The sequence below is a fragment of the Pseudomonas sp. JV245A genome (genome assembly GCF_032424515.1).
Taxonomy (GTDB): domain Bacteria; phylum Pseudomonadota; class Gammaproteobacteria; order Pseudomonadales; family Pseudomonadaceae; genus Aquipseudomonas; species Aquipseudomonas protegens.
The window spans coordinates 1-15,180 of the sequence record NZ_VYKE01000128.1 but is presented as its reverse complement, the minus strand read 5'-3'; the positions used below and the strand labels follow the sequence as shown (position 1 = coordinate 15,180).

General features: G+C 64.7%; 11 protein-coding genes and 1 pseudogene. 6 read left to right on the top strand and 6 right to left on the bottom strand.

Features of this window, described 5'->3' with window-relative positions:
- The first annotated feature begins 120 nt into the window (after nt 1-120).
- From F6S12_RS24770 to F6S12_RS24755, 4 genes are all read left to right on the top strand, one after another.
- Nucleotides 121-1,041, top strand: coding sequence for a dihydrodipicolinate synthase family protein (locus tag F6S12_RS24770; protein WP_011059755.1), 921 nt, complete (start codon nt 121-123; stop codon nt 1,039-1,041).
- A gap of 159 nt (nt 1,042-1,200) precedes the next feature.
- Nucleotides 1,201-2,772 carry an APC family permease gene (locus tag F6S12_RS24765; protein ID WP_053156751.1) on the top strand — a complete coding sequence of 524 codons (1,572 nt, stop codon included), beginning with the start codon at nt 1,201-1,203 and terminating at the stop codon, nt 2,770-2,772.
- Nucleotides 2,773-2,804: 32 nt separating this feature from the next.
- Nucleotides 2,805-4,379, top strand: coding sequence for an aldehyde dehydrogenase (NADP(+)) (locus tag F6S12_RS24760; protein WP_053149527.1), 1,575 nt, complete (start codon nt 2,805-2,807; stop codon nt 4,377-4,379).
- Nucleotides 4,380-4,494: 115 nt separating this feature from the next.
- A complete protein-coding gene (locus F6S12_RS24755) occupies nt 4,495-5,505 on the top strand; it encodes an Ldh family oxidoreductase (protein WP_053149530.1) in 1,011 nt (336 codons plus the stop codon).
- Nucleotides 5,506-5,562: 57 nt separating this feature from the next.
- Here the strand turns inward: F6S12_RS24755 and F6S12_RS24750 are convergent, their stop codons facing one another.
- Nucleotides 5,563-7,719: a TonB-dependent receptor gene (locus F6S12_RS24750; RefSeq protein ID WP_077933482.1), complete on the bottom strand. Its 2,157-nt coding sequence runs from the start codon at nt 7,717-7,719 to the stop codon at nt 5,563-5,565.
- A gap of 232 nt (nt 7,720-7,951) precedes the next feature.
- On the opposite strand from F6S12_RS24750, the gene F6S12_RS24745 reads away from it, so the two are divergent.
- On the top strand, nt 7,952-8,488 hold the full coding sequence (locus tag F6S12_RS24745) for a GNAT family N-acetyltransferase (RefSeq protein ID WP_015634497.1): 537 nt from the start codon (nt 7,952-7,954) through the stop codon (nt 8,486-8,488).
- A gap of 57 nt (nt 8,489-8,545) precedes the next feature.
- Here F6S12_RS24745 and F6S12_RS24740 read toward each other — a convergent pair whose 3' ends face one another.
- From F6S12_RS24740 to F6S12_RS24725, 4 genes are all read right to left on the bottom strand, one after another.
- Nucleotides 8,546-8,920 (bottom strand): hypothetical protein, encoded by a 375-nt coding sequence (locus F6S12_RS24740; RefSeq protein WP_041116439.1) that lies wholly within the window; start codon nt 8,918-8,920, stop codon nt 8,546-8,548.
- 214 nt (nt 8,921-9,134) lie between these two features.
- Nucleotides 9,135-9,422 (bottom strand): hypothetical protein, encoded by a 288-nt coding sequence (locus tag F6S12_RS24735; protein WP_015634499.1) that lies wholly within the window; start codon nt 9,420-9,422, stop codon nt 9,135-9,137.
- A gap of 475 nt (nt 9,423-9,897) precedes the next feature.
- Nucleotides 9,898-11,085, bottom strand: coding sequence for a DUF1501 domain-containing protein (locus F6S12_RS24730; RefSeq protein ID WP_315869406.1), 1,188 nt, complete (start codon nt 11,083-11,085; stop codon nt 9,898-9,900).
- Between the two features lie 27 nt (nt 11,086-11,112).
- The gene (locus tag F6S12_RS24725; protein WP_185070244.1) at nt 11,113-12,651 is read right to left on the bottom strand and encodes a DUF1800 domain-containing protein; all 1,539 of its coding nucleotides are present in this window, start codon (nt 12,649-12,651) and stop codon (nt 11,113-11,115) included.
- A gap of 375 nt (nt 12,652-13,026) precedes the next feature.
- On the opposite strand from F6S12_RS24725, the gene F6S12_RS24720 reads away from it, so the two are divergent.
- A complete protein-coding gene (locus F6S12_RS24720) occupies nt 13,027-14,802 on the top strand; it encodes a sensor domain-containing phosphodiesterase (protein ID WP_053149541.1) in 1,776 nt (591 codons plus the stop codon).
- Between the two features lie 79 nt (nt 14,803-14,881).
- Here the strand turns inward: F6S12_RS24720 and F6S12_RS24715 are convergent.
- Nucleotides 14,882-15,180 (bottom strand): annotated as a pseudogene (locus F6S12_RS24715) (SAM-dependent methyltransferase); the annotation flags it as partial.

Genomic DNA, 15,180 nt, shown 5'->3' with positions numbered 1-15,180 from the left:
TGTGCCGATTTCGTCTCCTTCGGGGGTGAAAAGTCTCAAGCTGCGACGGGGATAAAAGGCGACTCTGGATTTCGTATCCAACGCCTGTCGGCCCGGCCGACCTCATACAAGGACAAGACCATGAGCCGTAAAGCCATCCAGTGGAGCGGTGTGTTCCCCGCAGTGACCACCCAGTTCAACGCCGATTTTTCCCTGAACCTGCAAGCCACCCACAAGGTCATGCGCAGCCTGGTGGACGATGGCGTCTCGGGGCTGGTGGTGTGCGGCACCGTGGGGGAGAACACCTCGTTGACCACCGCGGAAAAACTCGCGGTGATCGAAGTGGCCAAGGACGCCGCCGGCGGCCGGGTGCCGGTGATTGCCGGGGTGGCCGAATTCACCACCGAGTTTGCCCGCAACACCGTGCGCGAGGCCGCCAGGGCCGGGGCCGACGGGGTGATGGTGATGCCCGCCCTGGTGTACTCGGCCAAGCCCCATGAGACCGCCGCGCATTTTCGCGCCGTGGCCACCGGCACCGACCTGCCGGTGATGGTCTACAACAACCCGCCCATCTACAAGAACGACGTCACCCCCGACGTACTGATCGCCCTGCAGGACTGCGAGAACATCGTCTGCTTCAAGGATTCCTCCGGCGATACCCGGCGCTTCATCGACCTGCGCAATGCCGTCGGCGACCGCTTCGTGCTGTTCGCCGGGCTCGATGACGTGGTGGTGGAAAGCGTTGCGGTGGGCGCCGAGGGCTGGGTCTCCGGGATGTCCGTGGCCTTCCCCAAGGAGGGCGAGACGCTGTTCCGCCTGGCCAAGGAAAAGCGCTTCGAGGAAGCCCTGGCCCTGTACCGCTGGTTCATGCCGCTGCTGCACCTGGATGCCCGTCCGGACCTGGTGCAGTGCATCAAGCTCTGCGAGGAACTGGTAGGGCGTGGTTCGTCCATTACCCGGCCGCCGCGCTTGCCGCTGCAGGGCGAGACCCTGGCCGAGGTCAAGGCGATTGTCGCCAAGGCCCTGGCCACGCGCCCGAGCCTGCCCAACGTCGGCTTGTAAGGCGTTCACGGGCGCCCAGGGTGAAGGGCGCCCGCTTCCAAACAACAGCTCCGGGCAGCCACAAGGCACAGCCCGGGTGCAGTGCTGCAAGCGTCGGACGGCCCCGCCGACGTGACATTCCATCTGCCCATTCCAATAATCCAAAACAGGCGCAGCCCCATGTCAGGCAAAGGCAAATTCAAGAAACAACTCTCTCTGGTGGACCTGACCTTTATCGGTCTGGGTGCGATTTTCGGTTCCGGCTGGCTGTTCGCTGCCAGCCACGTTTCGGCGATTGCCGGGCCGGCGGGGATCTTTTCCTGGCTGCTGGGCGGCTTTGCCGTACTGCTGCTGGGCATCGTCTACTGCGAGCTGGGGGCAGCCCTGCCCCGGGCCGGCGGGGTAGTGCGCTATCCGGTGTTTTCCCACGGGCCGCTGCTGGGCTACCTGATGGGGTTCATCACCCTGATCGCCTTTTCCAGCCTGGTGGCGATTGAAGTGGTGGCGGCCCGGCAGTACGCCGCGGCCTGGTTCCCGGCGCTGACCCACGAGGGCTCGAGCAACCCGACGATCATCGGCTGGCTGGTGCAGTTCGCCCTGTTGTGCCTGTTCTTCTGGCTCAACTACTACAGCGTCAAGACCTTCGCCAAATCCAACAACTTCATCAGCCTGTTCAAGTTCATCGTGCCGCTGCTGGTGATCGGGGTGCTGTTCACCTTCTTCAAGCCCGATAACTTCCATGTCCAGGGCTTTGCGCCGTTCGGTCTCTCGGGGATCGAGATGGCGGTCTCGGCGGGGGGCATCATCTTTGCCTACCTGGGGCTGACCCCGATCATTTCCGTGGCCAGCGAAGTGCGCAATCCGCAGCGCACCATTCCCATTGCCCTGATCCTTTCGGTGCTGCTCTCGACCCTGATCTACGGCCTGCTGCAACTGGCCTTCCTGGGCAGCATTCCCACGGAAATGCTGGCCAACGGCTGGAGCGGCATCAGCAAGGAGTTCTCTCTGCCGTACCGCGATATCGCCCTGACGCTCGGGGTGGGCTGGCTGGCCTACCTGGTGGTGGCCGACGCGGTGATCTCCCCCAGCGGCTGCGGCAACATCTACATGAACGCCACGCCGCGGGTGGTCTACGGCTGGGCCCGTACCGGGACCTTTTTCAAGATCTTCACCCGCATCGACGAAGAGTCCGGCATTCCGCGTCCGGCGCTGTGGCTGACCTTCGGCCTGTCGGTGTTCTGGACCTTGCCGTTCCCTTCCTGGGAAGCCCTGATCAATGTGGTCTCGGCAGCCCTGGTACTGAGCTATGCAGTGGCGCCCATCAGTGTCGCGGCCTTGCGCAAGAGCGCGCCGGAGTTGGCGCGGCCGTTCCGCGTGCGTGGTTTTTCCCTGCTGGGGCCGGTGTCCTTCGTGATCGCGGCGCTGATCGTCTACTGGTCGGGCTGGGGCACGGTGTCCTGGCTGCTGGGGCTGCAGATCCTGATGTTCGTGATCTACCTGTTGTGCAAGCGCCTGGTGCCCACCGATCACTTGAGCCTTGGCGAACAGGTGCGTTCGTCCCTGTGGCTGATCGCGTTCTATGCCCTGACCATCGTCATTTCCTACCTGGGCAGCTTCGGCGGCATCGGCGCCCTGGCTCACCCCTTCGACACCCTGACCGTCACCCTCATGGCCCTGTGTATCTACTACTGGGGCGCCAACACCGGCGTGCCCGGCGCCAAGCTGGTGCTGGACGGCGATGAGGTGGAATGAGGGTGCCCACTTTCAAGCAGACGAGGCAAACCATGACTGTTACTGGACAGATGCTGATCGGCCAGCAAGCCGGCTTAGGCACCCACGGGCATATCCATGGGCTGAACGCGGCCACCGGCGAGGTGCTGCAACCGGCTTTTGGCGGGGCCGCACCGGCCGACCTGGAGCGTGCCTGTGCCCTGGCCCAGGCGGCGTTCGAGCCTTATCGGCTGTTGCCGCTGGAGCGGCGGGCGGCGTTTCTGGAGAGTATCGCCAGCCAGATTCTTGAGCTGGGGGATGAACTGATCGAGCGTTGCCTGCTGGAAACCGGCCTGCCCCGTGCCCGCCTGGAAGGCGAGCGCGGGCGCACCGTTGGCCAGTTGCGGCTGTTTGCCGCGGTGGTGCGCAAGGGCGGGTTTCTCGGGGTGCGGATCGACCCGGCGCAGCCCGGGCGCCAGCCTTTGCCCAGGGTCGACCTGCGCTTGCGGCAGATGGGTCTGGGGCCGGTGGCGGTGTTCGGTGCGTCGAACTTTCCTTTGGCCTTTTCCGTGGCCGGCGGCGATACCGCATCGGCCCTGGCGGCGGGCTGCCCGGTGATCGTCAAGGCGCACTCGGCCCACCCCGGCACCTCGGAGCTGGTGGCCCAGGCCATCGCCCGGGCGGCACGGCAGCAGGGAATGCCCGAAGGGGTGTTTTCACTGTTGTTCGACAGTGGCCGGGATATCGGCCAGGGGCTGGTGGCGGACTCGCGGATCAAGGCCGTGGGTTTCACCGGCTCGCGCAGCGGCGGGATGGCCCTGATGCAGATCGCCGCAGCGCGCGCCGAGCCGATCCCGGTGTATGCGGAAATGAGTTCGATCAATCCGGTGCTGCTGTTGCCCCATGCCCTTGAGGAGCGCGGCGAGCAGATCGCCCCGGCGTTTGTCGCCTCGCTGACCCAGGGCGCCGGGCAGTTCTGCACCAACCCGGGGTTGATCCTGGCCGTCGATGGGCCGGCGTTGCAGCGTTTTGAGCGGGCCGCCGCCGAGGCCCTCGGCCACGTGGCGGCGCAGACCATGCTCACGCCGGGCATTTACCGCAGCTACTGCCAAGGCGTGGCCAGCCTCGCGGCGCATGCCCGGGTGCAGCTCCTGGCCCAGGGCCCGGAAGGGCAGGGCCAGCAGGCGCGCGGGGCATTGTTCGCCACCTCGGCCGCGGCGTTCATGGCGTGCCCCGAGTTGCGCGGGGAGATCTTTGGCCCGGCCTCGCTGATTGTCCGCTGCGCCGACTTGACTGTCCTTCAACAGGTACTGCGCAGCCTGGAGGGCCAGCTGACCATTGCCATTCACCTGGTCGAGGGCGATCAGCCGCAGGTGCGGGCGCTGCTGCCGCTGCTGGAGAGCAAGGCCGGGCGCCTGCTGGCCAACGGTTTCGGCACCGGTGTCGAAGTGGCCCATGCCATGGTCCATGGCGGGCCGTTCCCGGCCACTTCCGACAGCCGCAGCACTTCCGTGGGCAGCCTGGCGATCCAGCGCTTCCTGCGCCCGGTGTCCTACCAGGACCTGCCCGAGTCGCTGTTGCCGGCTGAACTGCACAGCGCCAATCCATTGCAGGTGCCGCAGCTGCTCGACGGCCAGGGCCCGGGCTGACCCGAGGCGCGCCTGCTCTCCTCGGGAGTGCCGGCGCGCCTGCTCATCCTTCTTGCCTTACCTATCCGCAAACTCTCCCACAGGAGCGTTCCCCACCTGCCATAGAGGTTCCTGCATGTCTGAATACATCACCCTGTCACTGGATGAAGTCTGTGCCCTGTCCTATCAGGTCCTCACTCGCCACGGCCTGTCCGACGCCCATGCCCGGGCGATCGCCGAAGTCATCACCCAGGGCCAGCGTGACGAGTGCCACTCCCATGGGGTGTATCGTCTGCTGGGCTGCGTACGTTCGGTGCGCGAGGGCCGGATAGACCCCCGGGCCGAACCCAGCCTGCGGCATGTTTCTCCCGGGGTGCTGGAGGTGGATGCCCATTACGGCTACTCCCTGCTGGGTTTTCATACCGGTTTGCCGATCCTTGCGGAAAAGGCCCGCAGCCAGGGGATCGCCGCCATGGTGATCAAGCGCTGCTTCCACTTTTCCGCGCTGTGGCCGGAGGTCGAGGCGATTGCCGACTACGGCCTGGTGGGGATGGCGATGAACCCCAGTCATAGCTGGGTGGCCCCGGCGGGCGGGCGTCATCCGGTGTTCGGCACCAACCCCCTGGCCTTTGCCTGGCCGCGCCCGGGGGGCCAGCCTTTTGTCTTTGACTTCGCCACCAGTGCCATTGCCCGGGGGGATATCGAACTGCATGCGCGCCAGGGCAAGCCGATTCCCGAGCACTGGGCCATCGACGCCGATGGCCAGCCCACCACTGATGCGAAGGCGGCGTTGCAGGGCGCCATGCAGACGTTCGGCGGGCACAAGGGTTCGGCCCTGGCGGCGATGATCGAGTTGCTGGCCGGTGCCCTGATCGGCGACCTGACCAGTGCCGAGTCCATGGCCTTCGATGGAGGCGTGGGGGCTACGCCCTGCCATGGGGAACTGGTGCTGGCGTTCGATCCCAGAGTGTTTTTGGGGGAGGGCTATGAGCAGGGGCTGGAACGGGCGGAAGGGTTGTTCGCGGCGATTGCCCGACAGGGCGCACGGCTGCCGTCACAGCGGCGTTTTGCGGCCCGGGCCCGCAGCCTGGAGCACGGAGTGCAGATTCCCCGAGGGCTGCTGGAGGATATTCGCGGGTTGCTCTGAGGCCTGTTCACCGGCAGACGGCTCCTGCGGATGAGTGCAGGAGCCGGCTTTACGGCATCAGAAGCGTACGTTGGCCGCCAGCTCGGCGGAGCGCCCCGGCGCGACGGTGGCGAACATCCCCACGTGGGAGGCGTCGTAGTAAGTCTCGTCGGTGAGGTTGAGCACGTTGAGTTGCAGGTCCAGGTTCTTGTTCACCCGGTAGGCGAGCATGGCGTCGTAGCGCCAGTAGGAATCGAGGCTGCGGGTGTTTTCATCGTTGGTATAGCGCTTGTCCACATAGTTGGCGCCGCCGCCGACCTTCCAGCGGTCGGTGAGGGCGTAGGTGGTCCAGACCGAGCCGCTGTTGGGGGCGATGAACTTGGCCTGGTTGCCATCGAAGTTGGTGTTTTTTCCGGACGCATACTTGACCGTCTTGGCATCCAGGTAGGTGTAGCCCGCCATCACTTCCCACTGTTCGGTGAGATGGCCGGTGGCTCCCACTTCAAACCCCTTCACCTCGACGTCGCCGTCCAGCGTGACCTCGTTGCTGATCGGGTCGTAGGTCCGGGCGTTGGTCTTCTCGGTCTTGAACAGGGCCGCGGTCAGGGACAGGCGTTCGTTCAGCAGGTCCCACTTGGTGCCCAGCTCGATGCTGCGGCTCTTTTCCGGATCCAGGTTGCTCAACCGCCCGCCCGCGGCGCCGTCGGCCCCCCCGGATTGCCCGGCGGTTTCCCCCGATGGGTTGAACGAAGTGCCGTAGGACAGGTAGATGCTGCCGTACGGCAGGGGCTTGAAGACGATGCCGCTCTGGTAGGTCCAGAGGTTGCTGCGGTTGCTCTGCACACCATCTCGCACGTGGTAGTTGTCGAAGCGCGCCCCCAGGTTCAGGTCCCATTGTTCATGCAGGGCCATGGTGTCCATCACGTACAGGGCGCGGTTGTTGTGCTTGGTGACGCGATGCTGGCCATCGCCGCGTGGCACCGGGGTGAAGGGATCCTTGGGGTTAGGGTGGTTCAGGTCACCGAGGTCGGCGCTGCCCGCGCTGCCATAGCGGTTTTTCTCGTCGATCCGTTCCCGGGAGAATTCCAGGCCGGCGCTGTAGCTGTGGCCGATGGAGCCAGTGTCGAACTTGCCGAAAATATCGGTCTGGTTGATCAGCGAGGTATTGACCACGTTACGTGGGCGAGCGGTGCGTTGTGCGAGGTTGTTGCGCTCCTGGGCCGGTGTCGCAATCGGCCGGCTCATGATGTAGTCCTGCATGCTGCGCCCCTGGCGTGTGGTGTTGCGCAGGGTCAGGTGGTCATTGAAGTCGTGTTCCAGTTGCAGGGTGAAAAGGTCGGCCGAGGTCTTGCGGAAGTCGCGTTTGCTGAAGCCGTAGAAATTGTCCCGGTCGACCTTGACCGGCTTGCCGCTGATGGCCGATACCGGAACACCCTGGTCGGGAATGTCGTCGCTCTGCATGTGGTAGTAGCTGAGGGTGCCGCGGGTATCGGTGTTCAGGCCGAAGGAAAAGCTCGGCGCCAGGCCCCAGCGGGTGACTTCCACATCGTCGCGCCCGGGGGTATCGGCTTCATGCTTCATGGCGTTCAGGCGCAGCGCCATGTTCTGTTCGGGCAGGTACTGGTTGAGGTCGACGGTGGTGCGGCGCAGTTGATCGGTGCCCAGGGTCAGGCTGCCGGCGGCGAAGGTTTCCTGCTGCGGCACTTTGCTGACCAGGTTGATGGTGCCGCCGGTGGAACCGCGCCCCGCGTAGGCCGAGCCCGGGCCCTTGACGATCTCGATCTGCTCGACGTTGAAGGCTTCGTGGGTCATGCGCCCGACATCGCGAATGCCGTCGATCATGATGTCGGTGCTGGCTTCGAAACCACGGATGAAGGGCCGGTCGCCCAGCGGCGTGCCGCCTTCGCCCGCGCCGAAGGTGATTCCCGGCGTGGTGCGCAGGGCATCGGCCAGGGTCGACACCGCACGCTCCTGCATCAGGGATTCGGTGATGATGGTCACCGACTTCGGGGTTTCGCGCAGCGGTGCGGTGAACTTCACCGAATCCGATGTTTCGCGCTTGTATCCCGGCTTGTGTTCGCCCTTGACGTGGGTGGTGCCGAGGGTGACGGATGCCGGGTCGGATGGGCGTTCGGTGGATTGCTCGGTGGCGCCGAGGCTGGCTTCGCTAAGGGCCATCAAACCGAGGGATGTGGACCACAACTTCCATGGGTGTGGGCGGGCAGGACTGGACATTTCAGATAAAGCCTCCGTTTTATTTGGAAGCGATTCTCATATGCGAATTTATGTCATTCAATCAGAACTATCTGAACAATCATGTCGAAAAGTGTATGCGTCGTTGTATGCGCGATAGCCGGCCCCTCCTCAGGACCGCTACCAAGGGGCCGTGGCCTGTTGCTGAACCGGAGGGTTCTTTTTTTTCCGGCGTTGCGGTTTCATGAGCGCCCCCCTTTCAGGAAGCTCACGGATGAACCTGCATTTCGAAACCGCCCGCCTGTTGCTGCGCCCCCGTACCCTTGAGCACTTCCAGGCGTGCCTGGGTATGGATCAGGATCCCGAAGTCACGCGCTTCATCCCCGGGACCTGGGATGGCGGGCAGTGGCACAGGGACTTTTTACAGGGGCGCATGACCCAGGATTTCGGCCCGCGCTGCGGGTATTGGGCGATCTTCGCCAAGGACGCGCCGGATGAGTTGCTGGGCTGGGTTTCCTTCATTCCCTTCGATGCTGTGGGGCCCGAGCTGGAAATGGGCTGGCGCCTGGTGCGGCGGGCCTGGGGGCGGGGTTTTGCCAGCGAGGCCGCGCGGCGGATCGTCGAGCATGCGTTTGCCGACCCGGCGGTGCAGCGCATAGTCGCCGATGCCCATGTCGACAATGAGGCGTCGTTGGCGGTGGCGCGCAAGGTCGGTTTTCGCTTCACCCACAATGCCGATTTCGAAGGCTTGCCCTGCCGCTTCTTTGCAATGACCCGTGAGGATTTTTGCCAGCAACGGTCGGCTGGCTGAGGCGGGGGGCAAGCGTGGGGCGCCGGTGGCGGCGCCCCGTATGGTCCATGCCTGCCGTCAGAGGTGGCGGCTGACCCACCACAGCACCAGGAAGGCAATGACGGCCACCAGGGCCGCGAACTGGAACAGATTGATCAGCCACTTCAGGCCCAGGGGGAATTTCCTGTAGTCCTTCACGTTCAGGCCGCCGTTGCGCAGGAACAGGTGGGGCATGGCGAACAGTGCGCCGATGCACAGCAGCATGAAGAAACGGCTAAGGGGGTCCTTGCCCAGGAGTGGCGTGCGGATGGCAATGACCCGGCAGCGCGACAGATGCTTGACCATGTCATCAAGCCTGAAATAGCCCAGATAGACCTGGATCGCCAGGGACACCAGCCCGGCCATGACCACCAGAACCCAACCCGCGGTATAGATATCTTTTGCGTTACACATATCTCTTCAGTGACCTCCTCAAGGTGGCGACCACGCGCTCAGCGTATTGCTCCTCCAGTGAGCCCTGGCACGCAGGGCAGCCGGCCACCATAGCACTTTGGGAGCCGTGTCGGGCGCAGGTGCTCCGGTACCCAGGGGCCAATGAGCACCGCATCAGGGCTGTTTAGCGCGGTCGTAGCCCTGGTCGGAGGCTGGGAGGGGGGGCAGGGCGGCCCTAGAGCTTGGCGCAACGTTCCACATCGGCCTGGGTGGTGACCTGGGTGTCGATGCCCAGGCGGTATTTGCAATAGTCGATGATCATCTGGCGCTGTTCATCGGTGAGTTTTTCCACGCGCCGGTAGTCGCCGTCATTGGCGTGGATGTTGAAGAATTCCAGGCGCAGGGTCGGGGATGTCTTGATAAACCAGCGGGTATGGGTTTCAGCCTCTTCAAGCTCGGTGTAGTAACCGAGGTTGAGCACCATCAGCAGGATGAGGGAGAGCAGCAACAGCAGTGTTTTCAAGGCACGGCTCCTTCCGTGGGGGGCGCCAGGGGCGCGGGCTGCGAATGCTTCAGGTTTTTCCCCGGCTTGGCAAGCGCTCGGGCAGGAGGGGGGACAGCATCGATGGCGGGATTGGCTTCAGGTTCAGCAAGCAGACAGTTGCGCACTGGTAAAAATATCGGCACGCCTGGCAGGAGCCGGGCGGTGACAGGGGGCAAATGGTTTCAAGCGGATTCACGGCAGGTTGCCAAGAGTCTGTCGGGGCGAATGGCCCGGTGCATCCGTTTGCAAGCCGCAGAGCGATCGTGGGCTCTGTACGAAAACTACCTGCGCTTCGATCAGACTGCGTTAAAAACAGGCTCGGAATGCTCATTTAGGTTCCTAAACTCCGCTTCCTCGCCTGTTTTTGCCTTGCCTGATCTTTGCTCGGCGAGTTTTCGTACAGACCCTGGGATCGCTCTTTTTTTGCCTGCACCTGGGCGTTTCAGCAACGGCATCAGACCAGGCCCAGGGTCGCGGGCCGGGAACCGGGGAACACCGCCTGTACCTGAGCGCGGGAAAGCCCCCAGGTAGCGCCCAGTAGGCCGCCGAGCAGATCCCGGTAGTTGTTGAGCACCGGGTAGTCGCGGTTCTGCAGCAGGCTTTGCGCGTTCACCGTCACTTGCTCGCCGGCCAGGCGCCCGCCGCGAATGCTGCCGCCCAACACCCAGTACACCGTGCCATGGCCGTGGTCGGTGCCCCGGGCGCCGTTCTCGCGAAAGGTCCGGCCGAATTCGGAGACCACGACCACCAGGCTGTCCTTCCAGTGCTCGCCCATGGCCTCGGCATAGGCCGCCAGCCCTTGCCCGAGGTTGGCCAGGTTGCTGGCCAGTTGGCCCTGGGTGCTGCCCTGGTTGACGTGGGTATCCCAGCCGCCGACATCGACGAAGCCCAGGCGATACTGCTCGCGCATCAGGCCGGCCATGCGCCGGGTCTGGGCGGCGAAGCTCTGTGCATTGGCGGCCCCGCGATTGGCTGCGAGCATCTCTTGCTGCAGCTCCCGGGAGACCTTCTGGCGCAGGGCCAGTCCATCGCTGGCCGCGGCGGCATAGGGCGTGTGCTGGTACATGGCGGCCAGAATCGCTGCCTGGCGCTCATCGAAGGGCGTCTTGCCGGCGCTGCGCAAGGACAGGTTGGGAATCTCCTGGCCGCCCTGGAAGCTCAGGGGCAGGGCGTCGGTAAAGGCGATAGGCGCGCTGTCGGGCACCTGCCGCGCCAAGCGTGCGAGGAACCCCGAGTCGTAGCGCCGGTGCTGCTGGCTCGGCTGGCCGGCCTCGATAGTGTCCTGGGTCTGGAAGTGGCTGCGGGACAGGTCGTCGGTGCCGGCAAAGGGCACGAAGGCGAGTTCATGGCGCTGCCACAGCGGGTACAGCGAATCGCGCAGCACCGGGTTCAGGCCCCAGTGGCTGTCCAGGGCGATGGCGCTCTGTGGGTTGTGCCCATCGGGCCGGGCAATCGCCAGGGTCGGGCGCGACTCGTAGTAGAAGTCGCTGCTGTAGGGCACCAGCAGGTTGTTGCAGTCATAGCCGCCGCGCAGGAACACCAGCAGGGTGCGCGGCGCCGAGGCCGGTGCGGCGAACAGCCGGGCACAAAACGTCAGGCTGGGCAGGGCGGCGGCTGCGATCAACAATTGGCGACGATTCATGACGGCTCCTGGTCAGGTGGGGCGCTCTCAGCGATTGTTGAAATCCGGCGAGGACAGCAGGAAGGTGTTCCATTCCTGGGGGGAAACGGCCTGCTCCAGGGCGTTGCGGGTGGTGCTGGAGAGGTAGGGGGCGATTGCCTGGTAATACATCGGCGTGGTGATCATGGGAAACCCCGGCCCCGGGACCTGGCTGCCCTCGGCGGTGAACAGCCGGTTGTTGCCCGAGCCCATGGCCCGGGCGATTTCAAAGCGCTTGGCCATCTGCCCGGAACTCGACCAGCCACTGGCTACCAGCGGCCAGCCGTCGGGAGTGATGCGCCCGAACAGCGGCTGGCCCATCTGATTCAGCCAGTTGAGCAGTGGTCGCGGGTTGGCCAGGGGCTTGCCGTCATAGGTCAGGCGCAGCGCCGAGACCACGAACTGTTGCGGGTCCTTGAATTTCCTGCCGGCCGCGTGCAGCAGCTCCGGCGATTGCATCAGGGTGGCCATGACCTGGGCGATGTCGCCATCGCTGTCACTGAAGCTCTTGGCCATGCGCGCCACCAGCGCCGGCGGCGGCTCGTCCGCGACGAAGTACTGGGCCAGCTTGCGCGAGATGAACCGCGCGCAGGCCGGTTGCCGGGTGATGAGGTCTACGGCCTGGGTGATCTCGTCATACCCGCTGCCCTTGATGGTATGGCCCAGCAGGTGCTTGTCGCTGAAGTCGTGACGTTTGGGGTTGAACTGGAACAGGCCCTGTTGCACCACCAGGGGCTGCAGGTTGCGGGGAAAGCGCTGCTCGCGACCGTCCAGGGGCGCCAGCCCGGCTCCGGTGAGGATCAGCGCCAGCTGTTGCACGTCTTCCTGGCTGTAGCCGGCGTCGACGCCCAGGCTGTGCAGTTCCATCAGTTCACGGGCGTAGTTCTCGTTGACCTTGCCCCTGGCGTTGCTGCTGTTGTCCAGGTATTCGAGCATGGCCGGGCTTTGCAGGGTGGCCAGCAGCAGGTCCTTGAACTTGCCCAGGGCGTGGGGGCGGAGGGTGTTTTCAAGGTAGTCGGCGGTCAGCAGCCGCACCCTGCCCTTGCCCTGGAACACGCTGAAATGGTTGAGCCAGAACAGCACCAGTTGTTCCTTGAGCTGGTTGGGGCCGTAGACAGCTTGCAACAGCACACTGGACTGGGTCTGTTCAGCCAGTTGGGCGGCGTACTGGCGCAGGTCTTTTTGCGCCTGGTTGCGCGCTTCGCCCTCGGGCATTGCCTTGATCTGTTCCTGGCGCTGCCGGAACTCCTCCAGCAGGGAGCGGGGCGAATCGTTCAGGGCCGGATAACTGCGCAGCAGGGTGTCGATGGCCGGTGGCAACGGATCGTGCAGGCGATCGTCCAGTTGCGCCCTCAGCAGCTCATTGCGCCCCAGGGTGCGCAGGCGCTGGAGTTGCGCCGCGTCCAGGTCGAAGCCGTCACGCCGCAGCCATGCGATGTCGGCGGCACTGGGCGCTTGAGGTTGTGCGGCGTGGGCCAGGATTGGCAGCAGCACAGCCAGGGCAGTCGACAGGTACAGGCAGCGGGGCAACGGGGAAAGCCTTGGCATGGGCGGTTGGTCCGAAGTGAGAGGTCGCGGCCGATGGGGATTTTCGCCGTCCGTCGCCAGGTTCAGGGCAGGGCGTGAAGCCTGTCCCGGCTCCCTGGGCAGCACAGCGGTATAGCGTCGCAGGCTACCAGAGGGTTGTTCCGGCTTTCAGTCGGCAATGCTCTAGGACAAGTGTTTCAACGCAGGGTTGGGGGGCTTGCCGTCGACCGTTCGTCCGACGGATGGAATTGGCAAGCACTAGTCACTGCGTCATGCTGTCGATGGATGTCGTAGTGCCACTACTTCAAGGCCCGACCCGGTTTCCGGGTGTCGTTCCATCCCTGCGTTGGTGAGATAGATTGGTGATGAGTGTGTTGATCCTGCCCGAGGCGCAATATGCCCGATAAGGCGCTGGCCGAGGAGCAGCGCCTGGCTGCCCTGTATGCCCTGGAACTGCTGGATACGGCCCGGTGCGAGCGTTTTGACCGCATCTGCCGGCTGGCCGCAGAGTACTTCAAGGTGCCCACGGCCCTGATCACCCTGGTGGACCGTGATCGGCAGTGGTTCAAGTCGCGGGTGGGCTTTGCGCCCGAGCAGACCCCCATCGAGCAATCGTTCTGCGCCTATACCATCAAGTCCGGTGATGTATTCGAGGTGGAAAACGCCCGCCAGGATGTGCGTTTCCACGCCAACCCCCTGGTGACCCAAGACCCGGGCATCGGTTTTTATGCCGGCGCGCCGCTGATTACCTCCACCGGGCATGCGATCGGCAGCCTGTGCGTCATCGATCGCCAGCCCCAGCGCCTGAATGCTGCCGAGCGTCAGCAACTGCGCGACCTGGCATCCCTGGTGATGGAGCAGGTGGAGCAGCGTCAGCGCCTGACCCGGCGCGATCCGGTGAGCAGGCTGCCCAACCGTGAGCAATTTCAGAGCGACCTGTACGACCTGGCGGATGAGAACCCGGGAGAACGGCGCGTGCTGGTGCTGGTGGACGCGGTGGACATGACCGTGGCCCACGAGCTGACCCTGGCCATGGGCCTGGCGCCGTTCGAGACCATCGTGCGGTTCCTGGCCCAGCAACTGCTCGCCTACCTGGGGCGCCATGTGCGGGTGTATCACGTATCGGTCAAGCGCTTCGGCTTCCTGCTGCCGGCGGCTCCCGGGATCGAGCGCTTCCTGGAAGGCCTGGTGCGGCGCCTGCGGCGTCAGCCGCCAGGGCTGGAACTGCCGATGATTCCCGGGGTGTGCGCGGGCACGGTGGAGTTCTCCACGGACCGCGACGCCGTGCCCGACGTGTTGCGCAAGGCCATGTTCGCCCTGGAACTGGCGACCCTCAACCGCAGCACCTGGGCGCCTTACGACGTGGTGCGGGACCAGGCCTACCGGCGAGCCTTCAACCTTGCCTCGGATATCAGCGAAGCCCTGGACAGTGGGCAGATCTACCTGATGTTCCAGCCGCGTTTCGCCCTGCCCGACGGCGCCCAGGTCAGCGCCGAGGCGCTGATCCGCTGGGATCACCCCTGGCTGGGGCCGATTTCACCGGCGGAGTTCATTCCGGTGATGGAGCGCAATGCGTTGATCCACCGGGTAACCCACTGGGTGATCAATGCGGTGCTCGGCAAGCTGCAGGCCTGGAGCGACGGTGAAGTGCAGCGCCTGTCGATCAACCTCTCGCCCCAGGATTTCGAGGACCAGGACATCGCTGATGTGCTCAAGGCGGCCTGTCGCCGCCACGGCATCGAACCCCATCGCCTGGAAGTGGAAATCACCGAGGGTGCCTGGTTGCGTTCCAACCCGCGGGTGCTGGACCAGTTGAGCAAGATCCGCGCCCTGGGCATGGATGTGGCCATCGACGATTTCGGTACCGGCTACAGTAACTTCGCCTATCTGCATCAGATTCCGGCCAATGTGGTGAAGCTCGACAAATCCATGGTCACCGACCTTGAGAGCAGTGCCCAGCACCAGAAGATCACCCGCTCGGTCATCGCCCTGGCCCGGGAACTGGGCTACCGCACCGTGGCCGAGGGCATTGAAAGCTTCAAGTGCCTGCAGATGCTGCGCACCTTCGGCTGCGATGAGGCCCAGGGTTATTTCCTGGCCCGGCCCATGGTCCAGGAAAAATTCCTGGCCCGCAGCGCGGCCCAGCGCTTTCCACTACAGCAAGGCTACTGACTGCGGCTTCTGTAGCCGCTGTCGCAGGCTGCGAGCGGCCCGAAGGGGCGTTAAAAAACCTTGAGGGCGCCGCACCTCCTCACCGCTGCGCTGCCACCAGCAACAGCATCGGCCGCACCCGCTCCTCTGCCAGCGCCGGAAGGTCCTCGATCTGCTGCGCCGTGGGGCCCCACTCCTGCACATGGCGCAGGTTGAAGCCGGTATCGATCAGCGTGTTGAGCAGCGTGCCCAGGGTACGGTGCTGCTTGATCACCCCTTCGGCCAGCCAGTGGGTCACCCGCTCGCCTTCCTGCTGGTAGCTGTCCACCGGCCAGGACTGGCGGCCCTGCGCGTCCACCTGCCAGCCCGGGTTGCGCGGTGCCATGAAGATCGGGTGCT

Bases quoted from the DNA above. Each gene is read 5' to 3' on its own strand.
- F6S12_RS24770 (WP_011059755.1), top strand. From the start codon at position 121: ATGAGCCGTAAAGCCATCCAGTGGAGCGGTGTGTTCCCCGCAGTGACC.
- F6S12_RS24765 (WP_053156751.1), top strand. From the start codon at position 1,201: ATGTCAGGCAAAGGCAAATTCAAGAAACAACTCTCTCTGGTGGACCTG.
- F6S12_RS24760 (WP_053149527.1), top strand. From the start codon at position 2,805: ATGACTGTTACTGGACAGATGCTGATCGGCCAGCAAGCCGGCTTAGGC.
- F6S12_RS24755 (WP_053149530.1), top strand. From the start codon at position 4,495: ATGTCTGAATACATCACCCTGTCACTGGATGAAGTCTGTGCCCTGTCC.
- F6S12_RS24750 (WP_077933482.1), bottom strand. From the start codon at position 7,719: ATGTCCAGTCCTGCCCGCCCACACCCATGGAAGTTGTGGTCCACATCC.
- F6S12_RS24745 (WP_015634497.1), top strand. From the start codon at position 7,952: ATGAACCTGCATTTCGAAACCGCCCGCCTGTTGCTGCGCCCCCGTACC.
- F6S12_RS24740 (WP_041116439.1), bottom strand. From the start codon at position 8,920: ATGTGTAACGCAAAAGATATCTATACCGCGGGTTGGGTTCTGGTGGTC.
- F6S12_RS24730 (WP_315869406.1), bottom strand. From the start codon at position 11,085: ATGAATCGTCGCCAATTGTTGATCGCAGCCGCCGCCCTGCCCAGCCTG.
- F6S12_RS24725 (WP_185070244.1), bottom strand. From the start codon at position 12,651: ATGCCAAGGCTTTCCCCGTTGCCCCGCTGCCTGTACCTGTCGACTGCC.
- F6S12_RS24720 (WP_053149541.1), top strand. From the start codon at position 13,027: ATGCCCGATAAGGCGCTGGCCGAGGAGCAGCGCCTGGCTGCCCTGTAT.